We start from the raw sequence: 21938 nt of genomic DNA on the forward strand, positions 1-21938 counted from the left end.
GAAAAAATGCTTTGCATGCCTTCATCAGATTCGTAAAATTTATTTTTTGTTTTCACGGAGGTTATCTTGAGTCATTCCGCCATACTGGTATTGGAAGATGGAACAGTGTTTAAAGGTGTTTCAATCGGCGCTGATGGAAGTTCTGTTGGTGAGGTCGTTTTTAACACGTCAATGACGGGTTACCAAGAAATTCTAACAGATCCATCCTATGCTCGCCAAATCGTCACATTAACTTACCCCCACATCGGAAACACAGGTACAAATGATGAAGATGAAGAGTCTCCATCAATTCATGCTTGTGGTTTAGTTATTCGTGACCTTCCGCTACTTGCTAGCAATTTCCGCAACCAAGCATCATTAAGTGATTATCTAAAAGCCCGCAATATAGTGGGCATTGCTGATATTGATACCCGTAAACTGACACGTATTTTACGTGAAAAGGGTGCACAAGCAGGTTGTATTATTGCTGGTGAAAACATCGAACCAGCAGAAGCGTTAAAACAAGCTAAAGCATTCCCTGGCCTTAAAGGCATGGATTTAGCTAAAGAAGTAACAACAGCTGAAACATTTTCATGGGCCCAAGGCAGCTGGACGTTAACCGGCGGTTTACCGGACGCGATAACGGATGCTAAATACCATGTTGTTGCTTATGACTACGGTGTTAAACGCAATATTTTACGCATGCTGGTGGATCGTGACTGCCGCGTGACGGTTGTTCCTGCACAAACGCCGGCAAGCGCCGTATTAGCAATGAATCCCGATGGCATTTTCTTGTCCAATGGCCCCGGTGATCCAGAGCCGTGTACTTACGCTATCGAAGCAATTCAAGAAATTTTAAAAACAGAAATCCCAGTATTTGGTATCTGTCTAGGCCATCAGTTACTTGCGTTAGCAAGTGGCGCGAAAACGTTGAAAATGAAATTCGGTCACCATGGTGCTAACCATCCGGTGAAAGATTTAGATAGAGACGTTGTGATGATAACCAGTCAAAACCACGGTTTTGCTGCCGATGAAGCAACTTTACCTGAAAACCTACGTGCAACTCACGTTTCACTGTTTGATGGTTCTCTACAAGGTATTCACCGTACTGATAAAGCAGCATTTAGTTTCCAAGGTCACCCTGAAGCAAGTCCGGGGCCACATGATGCCGCACCGTTATTTGATCACTTTATTGAATTGATTGAACAGTACAAAAACGCCTAGTTAACGACCATAATAGAAAGGTAAATTTCAGATGCCAAAACGTAATGACTTAAAAACCATCCTAATTATTGGTGCCGGTCCGATTATTATCGGTCAAGCCTGTGAGTTTGACTACTCAGGTGCGCAAGCTTGTAAAGCACTTAAAGAAGAAGGTTACCGTGTTGTATTAGTTAACTCTAACCCGGCAACCATTATGACTGACCCTGATATGGCCGATGCAACCTACATCGAACCGATTCACTGGCAAGTTGTTGAGAAAATTATCGCTAAAGAGCGTCCATGTGCGGTTCTGCCGACAATGGGCGGGCAGACTGCACTTAACTGTGCACTTGAGCTTGAAGAAAAAGGTATATTGGCAAAATACAATGTTGAAATGATCGGTGCAACGGCTGACGCAATTGATAAAGCGGAAGACCGCAGCCGTTTCGATACTGCAATGAAAAAAATTGGACTTGAGTGTCCGCGTGCAGGTATCGCACATACAATGGAAGAAGCTTACGGTGTTTTAGACATGGTTGGTTTCCCTTGTATTATCCGTCCGTCTTTCACTATGGGCGGAACCGGCGGCGGTATCGCGTACAATAAAGAAGAGTTTGATGACATCTGTTCAAACGGTCTGGATCTTTCACCAACCACTGAATTGTTAATTGATGAATCATTAATCGGCTGGAAAGAGTATGAAATGGAAGTGGTTCGCGACAAAAATGATAACTGTATCATTGTTTGTGCGATTGAAAACTTCGACCCTATGGGTATTCATACCGGTGACTCAATCACTGTTGCACCTGCGCAGACATTAACGGATAAAGAATATCAGTTAATGCGTAATGCATCTTTAGCGGTACTGCGTGAAATTGGTGTTGAAACGGGTGGTTCAAACGTACAGTTTGGTATTAACCCGGAAGACGGTCGGATGGTACTTATCGAGATGAACCCTCGTGTATCTCGCTCTTCAGCGCTTGCATCTAAAGCAACAGGTTTCCCGATTGCTAAAATCGCTGCAAAACTAGCGATTGGTTACACATTAGATGAATTACAAAACGATATCACTGGCGGTAAAACTCCGGCATCGTTCGAGCCGACAATTGATTATGTTGTAACTAAAATTCCTCGTTTTAACTTTGAGAAATTTGCAAATTCAAATAGCCGCTTAACAACGCAAATGAAATCTGTTGGTGAAGTAATGGCAATTGGCCGTAACCAACAAGAATCATTACAAAAAGCACTTCGTGGTTTAGAAGTTGGCGCTGATGGTTTTAGCCCAATGGTTGACCTAAACGATGCAGGTGCAAAAGAAAAAGTATTATACGAACTGCGTGAAGCGGGTGCAGAGCGTATTTGGTACATCGGTGATGCATTCCGTTTAGGTATGAGTATGGATGAGATCCATAACATCACAATGATTGATAAGTGGTTCTTAGTTCAGATTGAAGATCTAATTCTTGAAGAGGCTAAAATCGCTGAAGGCGGCCTGCGCGGATTAGATAAAGCTGAACTTAAGCGTCTTAAGCGTAAAGGTTTTGCTGATAGCCGTATTGCAAGCGTTGTTGGTGTAACTGAAACTGAAGTTCGTAAACTACGTGAAAAATTTGAGTTATTCCCTGTGTACAAGCGTGTTGATACCTGTGCTGCTGAGTTTTCATCAGATACTGCTTACATGTATTCAACTTACGATGAAGAGTGTGAAGCAAACCCAACTGATAATGAGAAAATCATGATTATCGGTGGTGGTCCAAACCGTATCGGTCAAGGTATTGAATTCGATTATTGTTGTGTTCATGCCGCACAGGCGATGCGTGCAGACGGTTATGAAACAATCATGGTTAACTGTAACCCTGAAACTGTTTCAACTGATTATGATACATCTGATCGTTTATACTTTGAATCAATCACACTCGAAGATGTACTTGAAATTGTACGTGTTGAAAAACCAAAAGGCGTGATTGTGCAGTACGGTGGTCAGACACCACTCAAACTAGCACGTGCTTTAGAAGCTGCCGGTGTGCCGATTATTGGTACTTCGCCAGAAGCGATTGACCGTGCAGAAGACCGCGAGCGTTTCCAACAAGTTGTTGAGCGTTTAGGCCTTAAGCAACCAGAAAACGATACAGTAACAACAACTGAGCAAGCGGTTGAATCTGCTAAGCGCATCGGTTACCCGTTAGTTGTTCGTCCGTCATATGTACTAGGTGGTCGTGCGATGGAGATCGTTTACGACGAAACTGATTTACGTCGTTACTTTAAAGAAGCGGTAAGTGTTTCTAACGAATCACCTGTTCTTCTTGACCGTTTCTTAGATGATGCAATTGAAGTTGATATCGATGCAATCTGTGACGGCACTGATGTTGTTATCGGCGGCATTATGGAGCATATCGAGCAGGCTGGTGTTCACTCTGGTGATTCTGCATGTTCACTGCCGGCGTATACATTAAGTGCTGAAATCCAAGATGAAATGCGTGGTTACATCCGTGCGCTTGCATTAGAGCTAGGTGTTGTTGGTTTAATGAATACGCAACTTGCAGTTAAAGATAACGAAGTCTACATGATTGAAGTTAATCCACGTGCTGCGCGTACTGTACCGTTTGTCTCTAAAGCGACAAGTGTGCCAATTGCTAAAATTGGTGCAAGTGTCATGGCAGGTAAGACACTGAAAGAGTTAGGCGTAACGAAAGAAGTGATCCCACCATACTATTCAGTGAAAGAAGTGGTATTACCGTTTAACAAATTCCCGGGTTCTGATCCAATCTTAGGTCCGGAAATGCGCAGTACGGGTGAAGTAATGGGCGCAGGTGATACTTTTGCTGAAGCCTATGCGAAAGCTGAACTGGGCTCGATTAAAGATGTACCGAATGTCGGCCGCGTATTACTTTCTGTTCGTCAGAGCGATAAAGCACGTGTTGCTAAGCTTGCTTCGAAATTAATCGATTTAGGTTATGCGATTGATGCAACTACGGGCACGGCTGAAGTACTTAAAGAAGCCGGTATTTATGTACGTACGGTGAATAAAGTACATGAAGGGCGTCCGCACATTCTTGACCGCACTAAAAATGGTGAATACACCTACATGGTGAATACCACGGAAGGGCGTGTGGCCATTGAAGATTCACGTCAACTGCGTCGTGCAGCACTACGTTACAAAGTGAACTACACGACAACGTTAAATGGTGCATTTGCAACGTGCCAGGCGCATCTTGCTGACCCAACTGCTGATGAAGCAACAGTAAACTCAGTACAAGAGTTGCATAAACGTATTAAAGGTTAATTTATTAACTGACGTTTAAAAAACTAGTCTGTTAAAAAGCTATCCAAGCAGTTGGATAGCTTTTTTTTGCTGCAGATAAAACATTACCAGGCTGGGGCGGCTGAATAGCCAGCTATTACTACGCTGATTTGCCTTGAACCACACAAAACTATCAACACTGTATGATATGAAAATTTAACTCCTTGATATTAAATAGTATTGCGCTTTCATTATCCCGAGCTGAGGTTAAATAGCTATTACATCGATTTAATCTGGCATAATCCTCAAAAACACAGCTTAATTCCTAGATGAAAGGTTTAATTGAAACTATTTTTGTGATCTTTATCCTTCCCATGTATCCTTAGCCCGTTCTGGCATAGTAGTAGTGAGTGTGGTGTCTTTTGACTGTCACAAGTATTTTGCTGATGTTATAAAATGTGATTTTCGGGAATTCGAATTGTTTCCGACTCTAACCCTTTGTTTTAGTAAGAAATAGGATATACAACAAATGAGCAACAAGCTAATCCTTGTACTTAACTGTGGCAGTTCTTCACTGAAGTTCGCCATTATCGACACCGCTAGTGGTGATGAAAAACTTTCAGGCCTTGCCGAATGTCTGCATCTAGATGATGCTCGTATCAAATGGAAACTGGAAGGTGTTAAAGGTAGTGCCGATTTAGGTGCCGGCGCAGCTCATGAAGAAGCGCTTAACTATATTGTCAGCGAGATCCTTTCTCAAAAACCAGAATTAAAAGAGAGCCTATTCGCAATCGGTCATCGCGTAGTACATGGTGGTGAAAAATTCACTTCATCTGTTGTTATCACAGATGAAGTTATGCAGGGTATCGAAGATTGTGTGGCACTAGCGCCACTGCATAACCCAGCTCACCTTGTTGGTATTCGTGCGGCTCAACACGCTTTCGCATCACTGCCGAACGTCGCTGTATTTGATACTGCATTCCACCAGACAATGCCGGAAGAAGCTTTCTTATACGCTCTGCCGTACAAACTTTACCGCGAAAACGGTATACGTCGTTACGGTATGCACGGTACAAGCCATTACTACATCAGCCTGCAGGCAGCTGAAGTATTAAACAAACCAGTTAATGAACTGAACATTATTAACTGTCACCTGGGTAACGGCGGCTCTGTTTGTGCGATTAAAAATGGTATTTCTGTTGATACTTCAATGGGTATGACTCCGTTAGAAGGTTTAGTAATGGGTACTCGTTGTGGTGATATGGACCCTGCTGTTATCTTCCATCTGCATGATGAACTGGGTTATAGCACTAAAGAAATCAATACCATGCTGACTAAAGAGTCTGGCCTGTTAGGTTTAACTGAAAAAACGTCTGATTGTCGCTTTGTGGAAGATAACTACGAGACAGATGCCGCTGCTAAACGTGCTATGGACCTTTACTGTTACCGTCTGGCTAAATATATCGCCAGTTACACAGCTGCTTTAGATGGTCGTTTAGACGCAGTGGTATTCACTGGTGGTATCGGTGAAAACTCAGCACCTATCCGTAAGCTAACTCTAGAGCGCTTAAGCTTATTAGGCTTTAAAGTAAATGAAGAAGCTAACCTGGCAAACCGCTTTGGTAAAGAGTTTAATCAGGGCATCATTACTGAAGAGAACAGCACTGTTGCTATGGTAATTCAGACTAATGAAGAGTGGGTTATTGCCCATGATACTCTGGACTTAGTAACGGCTTAACGCAATTTTTAACATTAAAGCAATCCAGAGTAATTGAAACGTATTGCGGTTAATTAGTTAACTAAGATTTAAAAACAAAAAAAGCTATCCAAGCAGTTGGATAGCTTTTTTTTTGTTAGCTGTTTGTGCGTAAACTACCTCATTTTTCATTTAGATTCTTGTTTACAAGTCTTAGCCACTGTAAATATTTACTCTGTAGTGATTGCATTCTCGTGATGCTCTTTTAATTGAGCTCTTTTAAGTTTGAGTTGATGTATGCATCGCCAGGGCTTGCTGCTATTTCAAGCTTATGAATCATCAAATTCATTATAAGGGCAGCATCTCTATCTCCCATTTATACTAAAACAGATGAGTCAATTCATTCGCTAGCCAGGTTAACGCAGGTCCCATCGCTTTGTTTTTTGACATAATACGCTCTACGGGTACACGCCAATCTTTGTGACCAAAACTCAGTTTTAATTGGCACAAGTCACCACTGTTAATACCTTTTTCAACCAGATGACTGGGAATATAACTCCAGCCGAAATTCAAACCTACTAAGTCGGCCAGTAGACTAAAGTTATTACCTCTCCAAGTTTGTGCCGAAATGATCGGTACTTGCACCGAAGCACCGTGCTCGCCTTTGATTATCAACTGACGGTGTGGAATCAAATCTGACGCACTGACTTCAGCATAATTAGCCAGGGGATGCTTAGGACTAACCACTGCATAAAAAGGTAAATTGCCCAGATAACAGATATCAACATCTTTAGGAAACAGCATCTCTGAAAACATTAGTCCGAGGTCGGCACCACCGGAACGTACCAACTCCACTACATCGGAACTGGTCACAGAGTGAATCGATAAGGTCGTGGTGCTAAATTGCAGCGTAAAGCGTGATAAGACCTTCTCTAATACCGAGGTAATCAGAGCATCATCAATAGCCAGTATTAATTTTGTCTCATGATGATGGTGTAATGCTTTTAGAGCGCTATCAAATTCATAGGTTTGCTGTAATACCGCATCGGCATAAGCGAGTAAATGTTCCCCTTTGAGAGTTAAACTGGGTTTACGAGTGCGACGGTCAAATAATGTGACATCAAGATCAATTTCCAAGTTCGCAATACCCTGGCTTACTGAAGATTGCACTTTACCGAGTTTGCGAGCACAGGCTGAAAATGACCCTGTGCGGGCAACCTCTACAAACATACGTAATTGTTCTAAATTATACATATCACCAAATCCGATAGTTATTAACTTTCAACAATCATATTACATGATAAATTTTGTGTCATACTTTTTAACTCGGGATCGGGATGGAGATGCTTTTTAATGAATGCACTTTACCCATTTAGGCGCAGATCCTATTTAGACTTTATTTAACAATAGAAAATATTTCGAAAGGCCTAGATCAATGCAGATGCTTGCTTTTTGTGAAATTAAAGTCAACATTTCAACCTATTGTATGGTATAAATAATTGTTTAAGATGATTAATTTCATTATAAAAGAGTCTTTGTCGGATAAGGTGTGTGCATGTTTTAGTAAGTTTGTAGTCTAATATTTTGTTAAATTTTAAGGAGGTTTTGGTGTATAACGACATAAATGAAGCGATGGTTGGGCTCTCTGTATGGAAGAAACAGAGAAGAAAAACAGTTAAACGTCTATCTGGAAATATAGCTTACAAACCTACTTTTGAAGCTGATTCTTATAGAGAAGCTGCAATGTATCGTTTTATCGAAATGGCTGAGTCTGCATTTAATCTTTACAAAGATAATCTACTTGTCGGCTCTATTGTAGCCGCTCGCGCTGCGCAAGAGGCACTTGCTGTAATGTGGTATGTTAATTCAAAACTTGTGCATTTTTCCGCGACTAAGGATTTGGATCACTTCAGTGAAAGAATGGGTAGTCTAATTACTGGTTGGTCAAAAGATGAAGAGCTTCCTGAAAATACTAATCTGATGACATGCATCAAGTCGGTAGATGAGGAGATGGAAGGTAAATTCATGTGGCATTACAATATGCTATCTGAGTATGCGCATGCCAATTACTCAGGGACATTCGGTACTTATGCAGTAGCGAACCCCGAGACAATGGAAGTTACCTTTGGGGAATCCCCGAGATCGGAAGAAACTTTAAAAAGTCATATTGAGTACACTTTAATTCTTTGCGTTGGACTACTTGACTCTATTCAGGAATCATATGAAAAAGTTATTGATGATGCTTTAGGCGTTTGCCATCGAATACATAAGTACGGCAAAGTAACAGTGTAGTTACAATCAAACTTAACAACCGCCGAAGAGAAAACGGGCGAGCCTTGTTTTAGCAAGCAGAAGACAATATCTGACCTCGCTCCCTTTAGTGGACACTCTTTTCGATTTCTGGTGCTATCTCGATAAACTGTTGCCAGATATCTTTTTCAACAGATATTTTAGTTAATAGGCTCTCTATTAACTCATCACTTATTAATTTCTTTTTAAATAATAAATAAACTTCACTCAATAAATTTCCTTTGTATAAAATTTCAGCCAAACTTGAGTCTCCTATCGATCGTTGTGCTTGCAAAGCATCGGAATAAATCTGCGGAAGTTTCCACTCTTCAGCAATAAAAAAAGAGATATCCGCAGACATTTCAGACATCAATTCCTTATAGACCAAACTACCGGGAGAGTCATCGGGCAGCTCAGTGCTTAGCGCTTCGCATAAGCAGTTAAAAATAATGATTTTACCAATATCATGAATCAAACCTAAAAAGTAAGCATCAAATTCATCTTGTTTATTCGCTATCGCTAATGTTTTGCACAAAAAAGCACACTGCACAGAGTGGATCCAAATTTGTCGACCAAACATTTTATAATAAATCGGTTTTGCGGGTTTGATTTTCTCCACTAAAATGGTCGTTGCGATATTAGAAACGCCAGCAATACCTAATAAAGCGACCGCTTTACGCAAAGAGGATATTTCACCATCACCGTGGAAATAAAGTGAAGAATTCGACACTCTTAAAACTTCAACAGCCAGTGAAGGATCTTTTTCGATGATTTCAGCTATGTCCATAAAATCTGCATTCGCATCTTTTAATACGTCAATCAACTCTAATAAGACAACAGGTAATGGCGGGATTTGATGGCTTAATTTTTCCGGATTATTTAATATTTGCCGTACATTATTTAATGCTTTCTGCTCGATATGATTAATCTCAGTACCGTGATTTCCAACACCAAACATTGCATCATAAAAAGCCGTTGTAATTTTTGTTTGCAAGTGCAACAACCTTAGTTATTAATGAATAATAACAAATAAAGTAAAGTGAACAATTTGTGCTTGTAATGCTTTGAAACTAAATGACTAAAGGCTAATTTTGGATTTAAGTATAATGCAAGATATTGAATTTTAGAGATATTATATATCATAAATATTGATAAACCATTAGCTGCAAGCGAAAGCCCATGATTCTTTAATTCGACAATCACCCTGATATTCCGACTTAAAAAACTACCGAAATGACGGGAATCAGTAAGTCATGGCTATTTCATAGTTTATCACTTTATTCGCAATAGAAACACTTAGCTGATCACCGACTTCTCTATTGAGCATTGCTTTACCTAGTGGTGAACTTGGCGTGACAACAACAATTTCTTTTTCTGCAAATGTTACTTTTAAACCGCCAGCAGATGGGCCGAAAAAAAGATATTTTTTATTATCTTCAATATCAAGCAGTACCACTAATGCCCCTAAACAAACTGTTGATTTAGAAGGTGCATCGCTTATATTTAACTTTTTAAAGGCTGTAATATCCGCTGCACATTCTTCCACGCGTTGCGACTGCCCCTGCGCTAAATATGATGCCTCTAGTGCTAAGGTATCGTATTTGTTTTCTGCGATGTTTTCATCTGCGGTTGCTGTATCGTAAGCGCGTTTCGCTGCATTAACCGCACTTTGATGGGTTGCTTCTAATACGGCAATCAGTTGTTTATGTAACAATATTTTATTCATGCTTCGCATCTTTTATCTACAGGGATATTTACAAAAATTAGAGCTTAAATAGTTAGGCCGTTAAAGTAAAGTAAGCAGAAAAATGGTTTACCTTGTTTTGGCGGGCAAAAGATAATACCTGAGTGTCGAATTCAATTTAAATTCTGCTAGCTAAATCAATATCACGGGGGGCCTTTTTTTGTTATAAAGGCAAAGCAAATCTCTAATGTCATTTTTACTTATTGGCAACAGAGACTTACCTTTTAATCTTAATAATATTTAATGTGTGGTATGTGATGTCTAATAATTTTTACAAGCAAATTAATCAACAAATTGAACAAGTTAAAAGTGAAGGTCTGTACAAATCAGAACGCATCATTACTTCCGCTCAACAGGCCTGTGTTTCTATTGCCAGTGGCGAAGAGGTTCTTAACTTCTGTGCTAATAATTATTTAGGTTTAGCCAATCATCCCGATCTGATTAAAGCTGCAAAAAAAGGGCTGGATGAGCAAGGTTTTGGTATGGCATCGGTGCGTTTTATTTGCGGCACACAAGATAAACATAAAGAATTAGAAGCCAAGTTGTCAACTTTTCTGGGGATGGAAGATACTATCCTTTATACCTCATGTTTTGATGCTAATACCGGTTTGTTTGAAACCATATTAGATGCACAAGATGCCATTATTTCAGATTCGCTCAATCATGCTTCGATTATTGATGGTGTCCGCTTGTGTAAAGCGAAACGTTTCCGTTATGCGAATAACGATATGAATGAATTAGAGCAGCAGTTAATTGCCGCCGATCAGGCTGGAGTGCGTCATAAGCTGATTGTTACGGATGGCGTTTTCTCTATGGATGGGGTGGTTGCTAATTTGCCGGCTATCTGCGATTTAGCAGATAAATACCAGGCATTGGTGATGGTTGATGACTCGCATGCAGTTGGTTTTATGGGAGATAATGGTCGTGGCACGCATGAATATCATGATGTGATTGATCGTATCGACATTATTACTGGCACACTCGGCAAAGCAATGGGAGGGGCATCGGGTGGTTATACTGCTGGTAAAAAAGAGGTGATTGATTGGTTACGTCAACGTTCTCGTCCTTATCTGTTTTCTAATTCATTAGCACCTGCGATTGTTTCTGCCTCTATTGAAGTATTAGATCTGTTAGCTGATGGTGCGGCACTGCGCGAGCAATTATGGGAAAATTCACGTCATTTTCGCAGTCGTATGTCAGAAGCGGGTTTTACCTTGTCCGGGGCTGAGCATGCGATTATTCCTATTATGCTTGGCGATGCAAAAGTTGCGGCTGAATTTGCTGAAAGGGCACTGGAAAAAGGTGTTTATGTGGTCGCTTTCTCTTTTCCGGTTGTACCAAAAAATCAAGCCCGTATTCGTACTCAGATGTCTGCAGCGCACTCAAAAGAGCAACTCGATGCAGCTATTTCTGTCTTTATTGAAGTAGGCAAAGAGATGGGGCTAATTTAGGAGGCGATATTGATGAAAATAAAAGCACTATCAAAATTAAAAGCGGAAATTGGCATTTGGATGACGGAAGTCGATATGCCCGAGCCTGGTCATAATGATTTACTTATTAAGATCCATAAAACGGCTATCTGCGGTACAGATGTACATATTTATAATTGGGATGACTGGTCACAAAAAACCATTCCAGTTCCTATGGTTGTCGGTCACGAATATGTTGGTGAAGTGGTTGGCATGGGACAAGAAGTTAGAGGCTTTACGATTGGTGATCGAGTTTCCGGTGAAGGACATATAACCTGCAGTCATTGCCGAAACTGCCGTGCGGGTCGTACTCATCTTTGCCGTAATACGATTGGCGTTGGCGTTAACCGGATGGGTGCTTTTGCAGAGTATTTGGTGATCCCTGCTTTTAATGCTTTTAAAATTCCTAATGGCATCTCAGATGACTTGGCTGCCATTTTTGATCCGTTTGGTAATGCAGTCCATTCCGCTTTGTCTTTTGATCTTGTCGGTGAAGATGTACTGATCACCGGGGCTGGGCCGATTGGTATTATGGCCGCTGCAGTTGCTAAACATGTCGGCGCGCGTCATGTAGTGATAACCGATATTAATGAATATCGCTTATCGTTAGCAAGAAAGATGGGGGTGACTCGGGCGGTAAACGTTGCACAGCAAAAATTGGAAGGCGTAATGGCCGAACTGGGCATGACTGAGGGCTTCGATGTGGGTCTTGAAATGTCGGGTGCTCCCGTTGCTTTCAATAGTATGCTCTCGAATATGAACCATGGCGGTAAGATTTCATTGCTTGGTATTCCTCCTTCAGATATGGCTGTTGACTGGAATATGGTTATATTTAAAGGCCTGATGATTAAGGGAATCTATGGTCGAGAGATGTTTGAAACCTGGTATAAAATGGCAAGTTTGATTCAATCAGGTTTAGATTTAAGCCCGATGATAACCCATACTTATCCAGTTGCTCAGTTCCAGGAAGGCTTCGATATGATGCGCTCAGGACAATCAGGTAAAGTCATTTTAGATTGGACATAGAGTGTATCTGTAGTGGTTTAGTGAGCTCCGCAATGATTTTTTGATTATCTATACCCATGATACCTCAAGGTGCTTTATCAGGGCTCAGCTCGGAGACCAGAATAAGGCACAGCATGAGGGTAATGGTTGTTCCCTTATCGAATGCTGTAACGCAATACTGGTTTTCGAGCTGAGCCCCCGCAGGGCAAGCCAAATTGCACTCATCTGCGTCGTTATAAAATCTCAATGTAGAACAACTATACTTCAATTTTATGCCTAGCATCTAAGTACAATTTGGCTTGCTGATTTTGCATCTTGAAGTAACATGGGTATAAGATGAGGAGCTCTTGTTTATCTTTTTTACGGAAAGGAAAAAACAGGACGGACAAAGTTCGTTTGAGTTTGTTGCTTTTTAACCCGCAAGGGAATTAGCGAGATAGGAACTGTGATTAAAATCTATGTTGCTGGCCAATATTACTTATCTCTACAATATGCAGCGGCTCAGTGAATCTGGCCGCAAGTTTACCGCCTAGATTTTATTAATTACATTCTCAATGGTCATGATGCCAAACATGACTTTTTTAATAAACGATTCTGAGCTGCCAACCAGATTAAAATTGGGATGTTGAGACCAGATTTGTTGTAGTCGTTCATCCAATATAATCGCTCTTTTTTCTGATTCATTTCTGATCGGGTTATTACTTTTTATTTCCTGACCGGATTTCGCGGCAGTTTCAAAAAAAATAACCGCATCATAACGGCTCAATTCATCCTCCAATGAAGTGTTCATTGTTTTAAAAAAGTCTTCCTCAGAGCCTGGCCAGTAGGCAAGTCCATCTAAACAACCTCGGTCGCACAGGATAAGGCAATCAGGGTACATTTTTCGCTGAACATCTTCTAAATTTCTCTGCAAATTGAATATTGCGATCTGCTGAGCACAGGTAACTTCATCATCGAGCGAACGCTCAATGCCGCCACTAAATATCATAGTAGCTGCTTCTGGCACAGAGGCTATTTTCTCCTTTAATTCTCGGCGAAACAGATCCAGAGCGGTTGTTTTTCCGCCCCCCGGACCTCCCGTTACCACAATACGTCTCTTTATATTTAAGTTATTCATTGCACTCTTTATTGTTTATATCAGCAGTAAAAAAATCTAATAGCAATGCCGATAAATAAGTGAGACTAACAGTTATCAGTGCCTGTATTGCCTGAGGATTTTTTCAGGGATATTTTTTTTCTCAATAATCAGCATCACCTTTGTAAGTCGCTCGACTAGGTTTTTGTCCCAGGTCAATCTGGAAACTGTGATATAAGAGAGCTTGCCCTTTACTTTGAAATCGGATTTCAGCAACTTCAGTTCCAGCTGCCTGTTCAGCAGATCCCCCTGTCTCTCGGGAATAATGACCACATCGCTACGCCCGATAGCAACTTTTTGCATTGCTAATTTATAATCCCTTGTTTTCCAACGAATTATATCGGAATCCTGATCGAAACGATCAAAATAGACTGCCCCTTCCAATACTTCAACCGTCTTGCCATAGAGATCGGTATAGCTGTAAATATTGTCTTCCGGTTTAGCAACAAAGAAAGCTTTGTTTTCCCGTGGGAAAGGAACTGCATCTATATAGTCCATAAAACCTTCACGCTCAAGCGTCCTGTTAGGACCCAGCATGATGTCAGCCTTGCCTGTTTGCATATAAATCAATGCCCGCTTGAAGGGCACATTAATAAACTCCAGTTCCATCTCCGCCTCGCTGGCGGCCGCTTTCAGGATATCAATATAGATACCGGAAAAATTACCGTTCTCAATGATTCGGTAGGGCGGCGCATGGTTTACCACCACCCGATAGGGGGCGGCAGCGCAACAAACTGCAACTAAGCAAAGCAGGCCTATCCAAAATCTCGACATAGGGTTCCTTTGTTTTATTGGATTGCATCCGGTTGATGGGCAGACAGTTCACTACTCCTTGTCCTTAAAGTGTAGTGCATCACTGCTGAAGTTGTTGTGGTTATCAAAAACTTGTAGTTTTTTAAGCGCAATGGCGGCGTTCGCAAGTCAGGAGTTATTGGGGCGCCAAGTGAGTACAAAAGTCTTTTTATTGACTAGGCTGCATCTGTATTAGTAAGTCTGCAGCTTAATTCACTGTTAGTCACAAATACGGAATCGATAGCTGTAATGCCACAATCAAGATAGTAATTTTCTGGTATGCCATGATATAGCTCCCGGATTAAAGGGAGCCATAGTCACTTATAGCAGGCGGGCTGGTGAGCCGTAATGGTCGATTTTGAAACCGTGCTCGGTATTAAGTTTAAGATGACGGAACTCCAGAAAGCCCTTTAACTCATGTAATTCATTTTCAGTTAGATCAGTCGTCACAGCTTTATGATGATTGATGTAAATATTGAAATCAACAGTGTCGTAATCGATCTCAAGCACACTGTCATCACGTAGTAATTTGCAAATGTGTCGTAGTAGCATAGAGGCCTCTTTTATCTGTTTCTATTTACTATTCAATATAGTTCTGAAAATTTAACTTTCAAGTCAACTAGTTGAAAAACAAATTATTTTGCAGCGCTGATTTTTACAATTTACAGCTTGAGATATTGGTGAGTACAGTTAAGAATAAAAAGGCGAACTCTTATAAATTCACTTTTTTATTTCTGCAGTGAGGATGCCATTTCGAACTAAGCCTCTTCTTACATTTTTACAGAGCTTAGCAAAACGAGAAATTTCAGTAAGGTTAGGGAGTTCATCCTGTTCAATTACATATTCCCAATGCATTATTTCGCTTTCAACCAACTCTAATAATTTTTTAGGACAGCCAACACAGGTGTCGCCACAAATCTGCACACTCGGATCCTCGAATGGAAAGTCATCTTTTACCAAATTAATGATATTTAACATGGCGGTTTTTCGATCAGGTTTTTTGTTCATCTTCAATTTCACTTAAAACGGCGATATATGATAAAAGAGCTTATAAGAGGAGACTGTTAATAATCGCAATATTGCTTTTTTATTTCAAGACTGTTTTGGCTGCGGCACTTTTCGAACAAAGTGCTGCTAATAAGTAAAATGCCAGAGCTGCAAGTATGATGGACTGGATGCCGGGATACAGGGCTAGTCTGGCTGCTACAATGGAGGTGAGAACCGAAGCGCATCCGTTCATCGCCCAGGCATAGGCCCGCTGTAAAGGGCTGCTAAGAAGGCTGCGCATTCCCAGGGAGAACGGCAGTCCCATCAATATGCCCGGCGGAAGGAGTATAAGCAGAGCAAATAGATAGCGAAGGACTGCGGGTAATCCCAGAAGGTAATCGAGAAGCGGATCGATAAAGAGAAAAATCCCAAGCAGAGTCAGGCTGAGGGCGATAAGAGAATAGATAACTGCATTTTTCCCCATTTTTTGAGACCACCATCCGCCGATCCCGGAAAAGATCAGAATGCCGGCCACGACAAGGGTAAAGCTGATCACCGGATTGCTAAAGAGCAGGATATAGGCCTTGATAAAATAGAGCTCCACGAACATGAATCCGGCCCCGATGGAAAAGAAATAGGTCTTCTGCCCCAAAGGAATCCCCGTTTTCCTTTTGGCAAGGAGTCGGGGAAAAAGCAGCAGCAGGGTGGCAACGCCCAGCGCCTCGAAAAAGACCACTGCAATTACGACCTCGCCGGAAAGAAGCAGAGAATAGGGTCTGCTCCCCATGCTCTGATACAGATCCCCTAACCGAGACCACTTGAGAAACCTGCCTGGAAATGGGCGCTGGTCATCCTGCGGAGCCACATCGAGAAGATAATCCTCGAAAAACATCTTCTCCCTTTTTTCACTGTAATGCTGGACCAGCTGCCCGACGGTAAGGTAATGGTGAGGACGGTCAAAAATATTGAAGCGATTGGCAAGAGAGGCCTGCATATCCCGGATAAAGACAATGTCGAAATTCAGTTTTTCAGCAAAAGCTATTGCGCTCTCTCTGTTTTCAATAGGATTTTTCGTGACGAGCAGTGTGAAAACTCCCCAGTTTCTTAGCATAATAAGATGATGCTCCGGTTTTTTTTTACCGCGATTCTGCAGAACCTGCAATGCCGTGGAAAAAAGGCGGATCGAGTCTGAAGGGGGAAGCAGCAGCTTGCGCGAAATGATGATGCTCCCTTTTTCGGAAAGGTGGTCCAGGTACTCGCCGAAAGCCTCCTTGGTGAAAAGATACTCCTGACTGAGGGCCGCCGATCCGGGCAGGGATGTTCCCCAGTTTTCCAGATGGATAAGGTCATATTTCCTTTGCGACTGCTTGAGAAATACGCGGGGATTTTCGGCTGTTGCGGACAGGTCGTAATGCTCCCCTATGGCTCGGGCGATACTGGGATTTTCATGAACAACGAATAATTCCGGGACGCCAGCTTCAAGGGCGGCAGGTATGCTGCTTCCCCCGCCTTTTAGGATAAGTAGTACGCTCTGAGGATTTTTTACAAGACGGTAGCCCACTGCAGGCAAGGTGAATCCCGCAAACCCAAACTCCTGCCGGTTATCACCCGCCCCATAGAGAACCAACTGCTCGTCTCCGTCCCGGAAAATGGATTTCTGCACGGGGAGAGTGCCCTTATACTTGAGACTGAGCCCCGGTGCGTAACGGATATAGGGGCTGGTTACTGTTTCGATTCTGCCGGTGAGGCTGCTCACCGTCTCCGTAACTCTTGAATGGGGAAACTGCAGAAGCTGGCTCAGTGATTTATACGGGGAAGGTATAACAGCTACTTGTGCACCGCCCCATGTAGTGAGGAGCAGAAACACAGTCAGCAGCATAGTACAAACGCTTAACAGGGGAAAAAATAATTTCCGCGCCGGGGAACGGGATTCTACATCTCTTTCACCCCTTGTAAAAGCAGTTGCCAGCAGATAACCAAGGGGGATAACTGCAGCAACCACGATCAGTTTTCCCTCTCCGAAAAAAGGCAGTAACAGAGAGGGCAGTAAAGCCCCCAGCGCAGAGCCCGCCATACCTGCAAAGTAGATAACACCCGTTTTTTCAGGCTGGTAGGCGTAGGCGACAAGCACGATAAAACCTGCAAAGAAAAATGGAATCGAAAGCAGCGTATAGCTGATAAAGAGATAAAATGCCTGAACTGGCTCCAGAGAAAGCCTAAAGTAGTCAAGGGGGATCTTTTGTAGAACAAGAAAGGAGATAAGAGCGGAACAGCTATAGAGAAGCAGCATCACCGATATAGCTTTGTTTGTGGCAAAGCGCTTTTCCCAGCCCTTTTTCCTTGAATCGAGAATGCTCAGCGCAGTGCCGCTTGCGGCAAACCCGAAAAGCGCGATGCTGATCACCATAAAGGAGAGGTGGTTCCACTGGCTGATCGAGAAGATCCTTGCCAGAAGTACCTCAAAGGCAAGAGAAGAGAGAGATACGAGGAAAACGGCAGGGAGAATCATCACTTTTCCCCGGAGGCTTGCAGCGCATGGCCTGTCATAGGGACAAAGAGAACACCGGCGATCTGCCAGACAGTGTAGTCATCCCCTTTCTTGGTGACCAGCACAAGGTTCTGGTAGCTGAAAGGGTTCCCCAAAGGAAGAACCAGCCGCCCCCCATCTTTAAGCTGTGCCAAAAGGGGCGGGGGGATATGGTCCACGGCAGCGGTGATCATAATGGCGTCGTAGGGCGCGCCCTTTCTCCAGCCGAAGTAGCCGTCACCGCAGCGGGCCTCAACATTGCTATAGCCCTGAGAATCCAGAAGCCTGTCGGCCGCAGCGCAGAGCTTCTCTTTGATCTCTATGCTGATCACCTCCCCTGCCACCTTAGAAAGCACCGCTGCCTGGTATCCTGAGCCAGTTCCTATCTCGAGCACCTTTTCATCACCATTGAGCTCGAGCAACTCCGTCATCAAGGCTACGATATAGGGCTGCGATATGGTCTGTCCTTCGCCGATCGGCAGGGGCGAATCCGTGTATGCCCTGAAAACCAGACTGGCCGGGACAAAGAGGTGCCTTGGGACCTCCTGCATGGCCGCCAGCACCCTTTTATCCACAACCCCGCGCATGCTGATCTGCTTTTGCACCATCAGCTCTCTGGATTGGGTATATTTATCGGGATTAGTTGCAGCTAATGCAACAAGGTTCGCTAACCCGAATATAATAAGGGTAATAAATAGAGACAATAATTTACCCATGGCGACACTCCCAGCAGGATTTAATCACTATACCCAAACTACTTGAATATGCAGATTCAGAGCCTAGCTCGGATGCCAGAACAAGGCACAATATGCAGACCTTTCGATCGATTAACTGCGTTAATCCTCTATCGGTAGATGTAAATGCAAGCATTTAACATCTTGAATGGTTAAATACTGTAACGCAGTGCTGGCTTTCGAGCTACGCTCCCGTTGGGCAAGGCGAGAGGCAACCTCTTCAGCGTTATAAAACCTTGATGTAGAATGCTAGATCTTCGGCTTTATGCCTTGAATCTAGTCACCTCTCTACTTGCTGATTCCTGCATCTTCAAGTAGCTTGGGTATATAGAGTATAGGAAGAATAAACAGCTTTTTTGAGTCAAGTAAGCAATAAACTGTGCGACTTAGCGTTTTGGCTTTAATAAGTGCTGTTATTGATTACTTAATTTGTATTGAATGAAGCGGCAATAAACAGAGAGAGCAACTGCAAATGGAATACTTGTATCCCTTGTGCTCACAAGCGAGAAAAAGTCACCTGCAGGAAAACGAGTAAAGGTTCACAGCCATTAGTAGACTTAAATCGCTCTTAATATGGAACGAGTCGAGATTAACGTTGGAAATTGCCGCTCTGCTTTCTCTATAATTGGAAATCATAAAGCAGTGCTTACTGCTTGAAAGCTTCTTTTAAACTATTTGAATATTATTGCTAAATAATAGGTAATTACTCTGGTCGTTGCCATTTAAGCTTATTTCCGCGTTGAAAAATGCTCATTTAAACGACTAAACTGCGCTTTTTCGCCTTGAACTCAGCATAAATGGCTTAGCCCTGAGCATTTACAGTCTTATTTGAGAAAAACACCTTAAATTATTGAGGTGCTGAGTAGTTACAATAATAGATTAAACATGGTTTTTAATTGTGCTGTTTTGGAGGTGTATTTTGTTATTAAACAAATATAAGAAAATAGTTGTTTTAACAGGGGCGGGCATTTCGGCCGAATCCGGTATTAAAACATTTCGTGATACTGATGGCCTATGGGAAAGTTACCCTGTGGAAGATGTTGCAACGCCTGAGGGGTACAGGCGCAATCCGGAATTAGTCTTAGATTTTTATAATCAACGTCGTCGCGAATTATCTAAGGAGCAGATAAAAGAAAATGCTGCCCATTCTGCATTAGCGGAACTAGAAGCGAACTTTAATGGAGAGTTTCTCTTAGTTACACAAAACATTGATAATTTGCACGAAAAAGCAGGCTCTAAGAATATTATTCATATGCATGGTGAGTTACTAAAAGCACGTTGCCCTGAATCGAATCAAGTTATTCCGTGGCAAGGTGATCTTATTCGCGGTGATATGTGCAGCTGTTGTCAGCCTGCAGCACAGTTGCGCCCGCATATTGTCTGGTTTGGTGAGCTGCCGCAACGTTTAGATGAGATTTATTATCACCTTGCAGATGCGGATCTGTTTATTGCCATTGGCACCTCAGGCACAGTTTACCCTGCGGCTGGTTTTGTTGAACAAGCAAGTCGCGCGGGTGCGGACTCTATTGAAATTAATTTAGATGCCAGTGAAGTACAGAGCCACTTTGATCTGGTGCAACATGGTAAGGCAACAGAATTAGTACCACAGCTGGTCAAATCTTTACTTGTTTAATAATAAAATACCGTGCTTGTCGAATTCGAGCAGTGCTTAGTGATACGCAAAAATATCTGCTGCTGTGCTAACTATCTATTGGTGAACAGTCTCACTCAGTAAGTGATGCAGTCAGCCTTTTCAGTATTGATTGAGTTAAATACAGGACTGAATTCTCGAAAAAATGATAAGGGCATGAATCGCAGCCAATAAGGTCTACCATTGTTTTAACAAAGCTGTGATTTTCTGCATATAGGATGCTAACCATGCGCTATCTGATTTCCTGTTTTATTTTAATATCACTTTGGGGTTGTAATAACGACCCTGAAAATATAGCGCTTGGCACTTTGGAGCGGGATCGTATTGCCCATACGGCAACCAGCAATGAAGTGATAGTAGCTCTGCCCGTTGAGCAGGGCAGCATGGTAACAAAAGGCACAGTTTTGGTAAGGTTAGATGACACCATTCAAAAAGCGCAAGTTGCCAAATCAGAGGCAGAAGTGGCTCAAGCTAAAGCCAATTTAGAAAAACTGCAGAAAGGAGCCAGAGAAGAGGAGATAGCCGCTGCAAAAGCAAATGTTGCCGGCGCAAAAGCGACGCTGCTTGAAAGTGAAGCGAATTATAAGCGATTGAAAAAATTAACCAAAAAAAAGCTGGCAAGTCAGGCTGAACTTGACAGATCGCTCGCATCTCGAGATTCCGGACTTGCCAGCCTGCACAGTATGCAAGAGCAGTTACGGGCATTAATTAAAGGCACACGAGAAGAGGACTTACGCATTGCGCAGGCCAATCTGCAAGCCGCCATTGCAGCCCTTGCCGGTGAACAAAAAAAATTGGAGGATCTCACCATAAAAGCAAGCCGCGACGGCATCTTGGACAATCTGCCCTGGAACTTAGGAGAGCGTGTTACAGCCGGCAGCCCACTGGCAATCGTACTTGCCGGCAAAGCGCCTTACGCCCGCGTTTATATTGCCGAGATTTATCGCGTTAAGATTAGAGTCAAGGATAAACTCATCGTACATATAGACGGGATAGAGCAAGCTATTGAGGGCTCTGTTCGCTGGATTTCCAATGAGCCGGCCTTTTCTCCCTATTACGCACTCAACCAGCAGGAACGTTCTCGTCTGATGTACTTAGCAGAAGTACAGCTGCCGGACAGCGCTGCGGACTTACCTTCCGGCATACCTGCACAAGTGGAAATGCCATGAGCCAATACGTAATAAAAGTCACTCAGCTGCGTCGGGATTTTGCTGATTTAACCGCAATACAGAACCTGGATCTTGCTGTCGAAAAAGGCCAAATCTACGGTTTCCTGGGGCCAAACGGTTCCGGGAAAACCACCGCAATCCGCATGTTAACCGGATTGCTGAAACCAACAGCGGGCGACATTCAAATAATGGGGCTTAAATTACCTCAAGATGCTGAAAAATTGCGCATGCATATTGGTTATATGACGCAAAAATTTTCACTCTACGATGATCTGAGCGTGATCGAAAATTTAAAGTTTATCGCAAAAATTTATGGC

General features: G+C 42.6%; 18 protein-coding genes. 9 read left to right on the forward strand and 9 right to left on the reverse strand.

Features of this window, described 5'->3' with window-relative positions:
* The first annotated feature begins 66 nt into the window (after positions 1-66).
* The 3 genes from carA (at position 67) to AC4GME_RS00965 (ending at position 6161) form a co-directional block, all read left to right on the forward strand.
* The gene (carA, locus tag AC4GME_RS00955) at positions 67-1203 is read left to right on the forward strand and encodes a glutamine-hydrolyzing carbamoyl-phosphate synthase small subunit (RefSeq protein ID WP_490378900.1); all 1137 of its coding nucleotides are present in this window, start codon (positions 67-69) and stop codon (positions 1201-1203) included.
* A 31-nt stretch (positions 1204-1234) separates the two neighbouring features.
* Positions 1235-4465: a carbamoyl-phosphate synthase large subunit gene (gene carB / locus AC4GME_RS00960; protein ID WP_490378901.1), complete on the forward strand. Its 3231-nt coding sequence runs from the start codon at positions 1235-1237 to the stop codon at positions 4463-4465.
* 487 nt (positions 4466-4952) lie between these two features.
* The gene (locus AC4GME_RS00965; RefSeq protein ID WP_490378370.1) at positions 4953-6161 is read left to right on the forward strand and encodes an acetate kinase; all 1209 of its coding nucleotides are present in this window, start codon (positions 4953-4955) and stop codon (positions 6159-6161) included.
* A gap of 339 nt (positions 6162-6500) precedes the next feature.
* On the opposite strand, the gene AC4GME_RS00970 is transcribed toward AC4GME_RS00965, so the two are convergent.
* Positions 6501-7373 carry a LysR family transcriptional regulator gene (locus AC4GME_RS00970; RefSeq protein WP_490378371.1) on the reverse strand — a complete coding sequence of 291 codons (873 nt, stop codon included), beginning with the start codon at positions 7371-7373 and terminating at the stop codon, positions 6501-6503.
* Between the two features lie 354 nt (positions 7374-7727).
* Here AC4GME_RS00970 and AC4GME_RS00975 point away from each other — a divergent pair, with 354 nt between their 5' ends.
* Positions 7728-8411, forward strand: coding sequence for a hypothetical protein (locus tag AC4GME_RS00975; protein ID WP_490378902.1), 684 nt, complete (start codon positions 7728-7730; stop codon positions 8409-8411).
* Positions 8412-8496: 85 nt separating this feature from the next.
* On the opposite strand, the gene AC4GME_RS00980 is transcribed toward AC4GME_RS00975, so the two are convergent.
* Positions 8497-9402: an HDOD domain-containing protein gene (locus AC4GME_RS00980; RefSeq protein ID WP_490378903.1), complete on the reverse strand. Its 906-nt coding sequence runs from the start codon at positions 9400-9402 to the stop codon at positions 8497-8499.
* Positions 9403-9651: 249 nt separating this feature from the next.
* Positions 9652-10134, reverse strand: a complete 483-nt coding sequence (locus AC4GME_RS00985; RefSeq protein WP_490378624.1) for a GreA/GreB family elongation factor — start codon at positions 10132-10134, stop codon at positions 9652-9654.
* Positions 10135-10406: 272 nt separating this feature from the next.
* Here AC4GME_RS00985 and AC4GME_RS00990 point away from each other — a divergent pair, with 272 nt between their 5' ends.
* Together AC4GME_RS00990 and tdh are read left to right on the forward strand one after the other, a co-directional pair.
* On the forward strand, positions 10407-11603 hold the full coding sequence (locus AC4GME_RS00990; RefSeq protein ID WP_490378625.1) for a glycine C-acetyltransferase: 1197 nt from the start codon (positions 10407-10409) through the stop codon (positions 11601-11603).
* An 18-nt stretch (positions 11604-11621) separates the two neighbouring features.
* Positions 11622-12647 (forward strand): L-threonine 3-dehydrogenase, encoded by a 1026-nt coding sequence (gene tdh / locus AC4GME_RS00995; protein ID WP_490378626.1) that lies wholly within the window; start codon positions 11622-11624, stop codon positions 12645-12647.
* 508 nt (positions 12648-13155) lie between these two features.
* Here tdh and AC4GME_RS01000 read toward each other — a convergent pair.
* The 6 genes from AC4GME_RS01000 to AC4GME_RS01025 form a co-directional block, all read right to left on the reverse strand.
* The gene (locus AC4GME_RS01000) at positions 13156-13743 is read right to left on the reverse strand and encodes an AAA family ATPase (RefSeq protein ID WP_490378904.1); all 588 of its coding nucleotides are present in this window, start codon (positions 13741-13743) and stop codon (positions 13156-13158) included.
* Positions 13744-13818: 75 nt separating this feature from the next.
* The gene (locus AC4GME_RS01005; RefSeq protein WP_490378905.1) at positions 13819-14535 is read right to left on the reverse strand and encodes a substrate-binding periplasmic protein; all 717 of its coding nucleotides are present in this window, start codon (positions 14533-14535) and stop codon (positions 13819-13821) included.
* A gap of 339 nt (positions 14536-14874) precedes the next feature.
* Complete coding sequence (locus tag AC4GME_RS01010) at positions 14875-15105, reverse strand: hypothetical protein (protein ID WP_490378906.1); 231 nt, start codon at positions 15103-15105, stop codon at positions 14875-14877.
* Between the two features lie 168 nt (positions 15106-15273).
* On the reverse strand, positions 15274-15561 hold the full coding sequence (locus AC4GME_RS01015; protein ID WP_490378907.1) for a hypothetical protein: 288 nt from the start codon (positions 15559-15561) through the stop codon (positions 15274-15276).
* Between the two features lie 79 nt (positions 15562-15640).
* The gene (locus tag AC4GME_RS01020; RefSeq protein WP_490378908.1) at positions 15641-18049 is read right to left on the reverse strand and encodes a spermidine synthase family protein; all 2409 of its coding nucleotides are present in this window, start codon (positions 18047-18049) and stop codon (positions 15641-15643) included.
* Positions 18049-18783 carry a protein-L-isoaspartate(D-aspartate) O-methyltransferase gene (locus tag AC4GME_RS01025; protein WP_490378909.1) on the reverse strand — a complete coding sequence of 245 codons (735 nt, stop codon included), beginning with the start codon at positions 18781-18783 and terminating at the stop codon, positions 18049-18051. Before AC4GME_RS01025 ends, AC4GME_RS01020 begins: the two co-directional genes overlap by 1 nt.
* Before the next feature lie 937 nt (positions 18784-19720).
* Here AC4GME_RS01025 and cobB point away from each other — a divergent pair.
* From cobB to AC4GME_RS01040, 3 genes are all read left to right on the forward strand, one after another.
* Positions 19721-20434, forward strand: a complete 714-nt coding sequence (cobB, locus tag AC4GME_RS01030) for a Sir2 family NAD+-dependent deacetylase (RefSeq protein ID WP_490377469.1) — start codon at positions 19721-19723, stop codon at positions 20432-20434.
* 236 nt (positions 20435-20670) lie between these two features.
* A complete protein-coding gene (locus tag AC4GME_RS01035; RefSeq protein WP_490377468.1) occupies positions 20671-21621 on the forward strand; it encodes an HlyD family secretion protein in 951 nt (316 codons plus the stop codon).
* On the forward strand, positions 21618-21938 hold a 321-nt coding region (locus AC4GME_RS01040), incomplete at its 3' end, for an ATP-binding cassette domain-containing protein (protein WP_490378910.1). The genes AC4GME_RS01035 and AC4GME_RS01040, both read left to right, overlap by 4 nt.

The organism is Psychromonas sp. (assembly GCF_983033635.1).

Bases quoted from the DNA above. Each gene is read 5' to 3' on its own strand.
- AC4GME_RS01035 (WP_490377468.1), top strand. From the start codon at position 20,671: ATGCTAACCATGCGCTATCTGATTTCCTGTTTTATTTTAATATCACTT.
- AC4GME_RS01005 (WP_490378905.1), bottom strand. From the start codon at position 14,535: ATGTCGAGATTTTGGATAGGCCTGCTTTGCTTAGTTGCAGTTTGTTGC.
- AC4GME_RS01015 (WP_490378907.1), bottom strand. From the start codon at position 15,561: ATGAACAAAAAACCTGATCGAAAAACCGCCATGTTAAATATCATTAAT.
- AC4GME_RS01010 (WP_490378906.1), bottom strand. From the start codon at position 15,105: ATGCTACTACGACACATTTGCAAATTACTACGTGATGACAGTGTGCTT.
- AC4GME_RS01000 (WP_490378904.1), bottom strand. From the start codon at position 13,743: ATGAATAACTTAAATATAAAGAGACGTATTGTGGTAACGGGAGGTCCG.
- AC4GME_RS01025 (WP_490378909.1), bottom strand. From the start codon at position 18,783: ATGGGTAAATTATTGTCTCTATTTATTACCCTTATTATATTCGGGTTA.
- carB (WP_490378901.1), top strand. From the start codon at position 1,235: ATGCCAAAACGTAATGACTTAAAAACCATCCTAATTATTGGTGCCGGT.
- AC4GME_RS00985 (WP_490378624.1), bottom strand. From the start codon at position 10,134: ATGAATAAAATATTGTTACATAAACAACTGATTGCCGTATTAGAAGCA.
- AC4GME_RS00970 (WP_490378371.1), bottom strand. From the start codon at position 7,373: ATGTATAATTTAGAACAATTACGTATGTTTGTAGAGGTTGCCCGCACA.
- AC4GME_RS00965 (WP_490378370.1), top strand. From the start codon at position 4,953: ATGAGCAACAAGCTAATCCTTGTACTTAACTGTGGCAGTTCTTCACTG.
- AC4GME_RS01020 (WP_490378908.1), bottom strand. From the start codon at position 18,049: ATGATTCTCCCTGCCGTTTTCCTCGTATCTCTCTCTTCTCTTGCCTTT.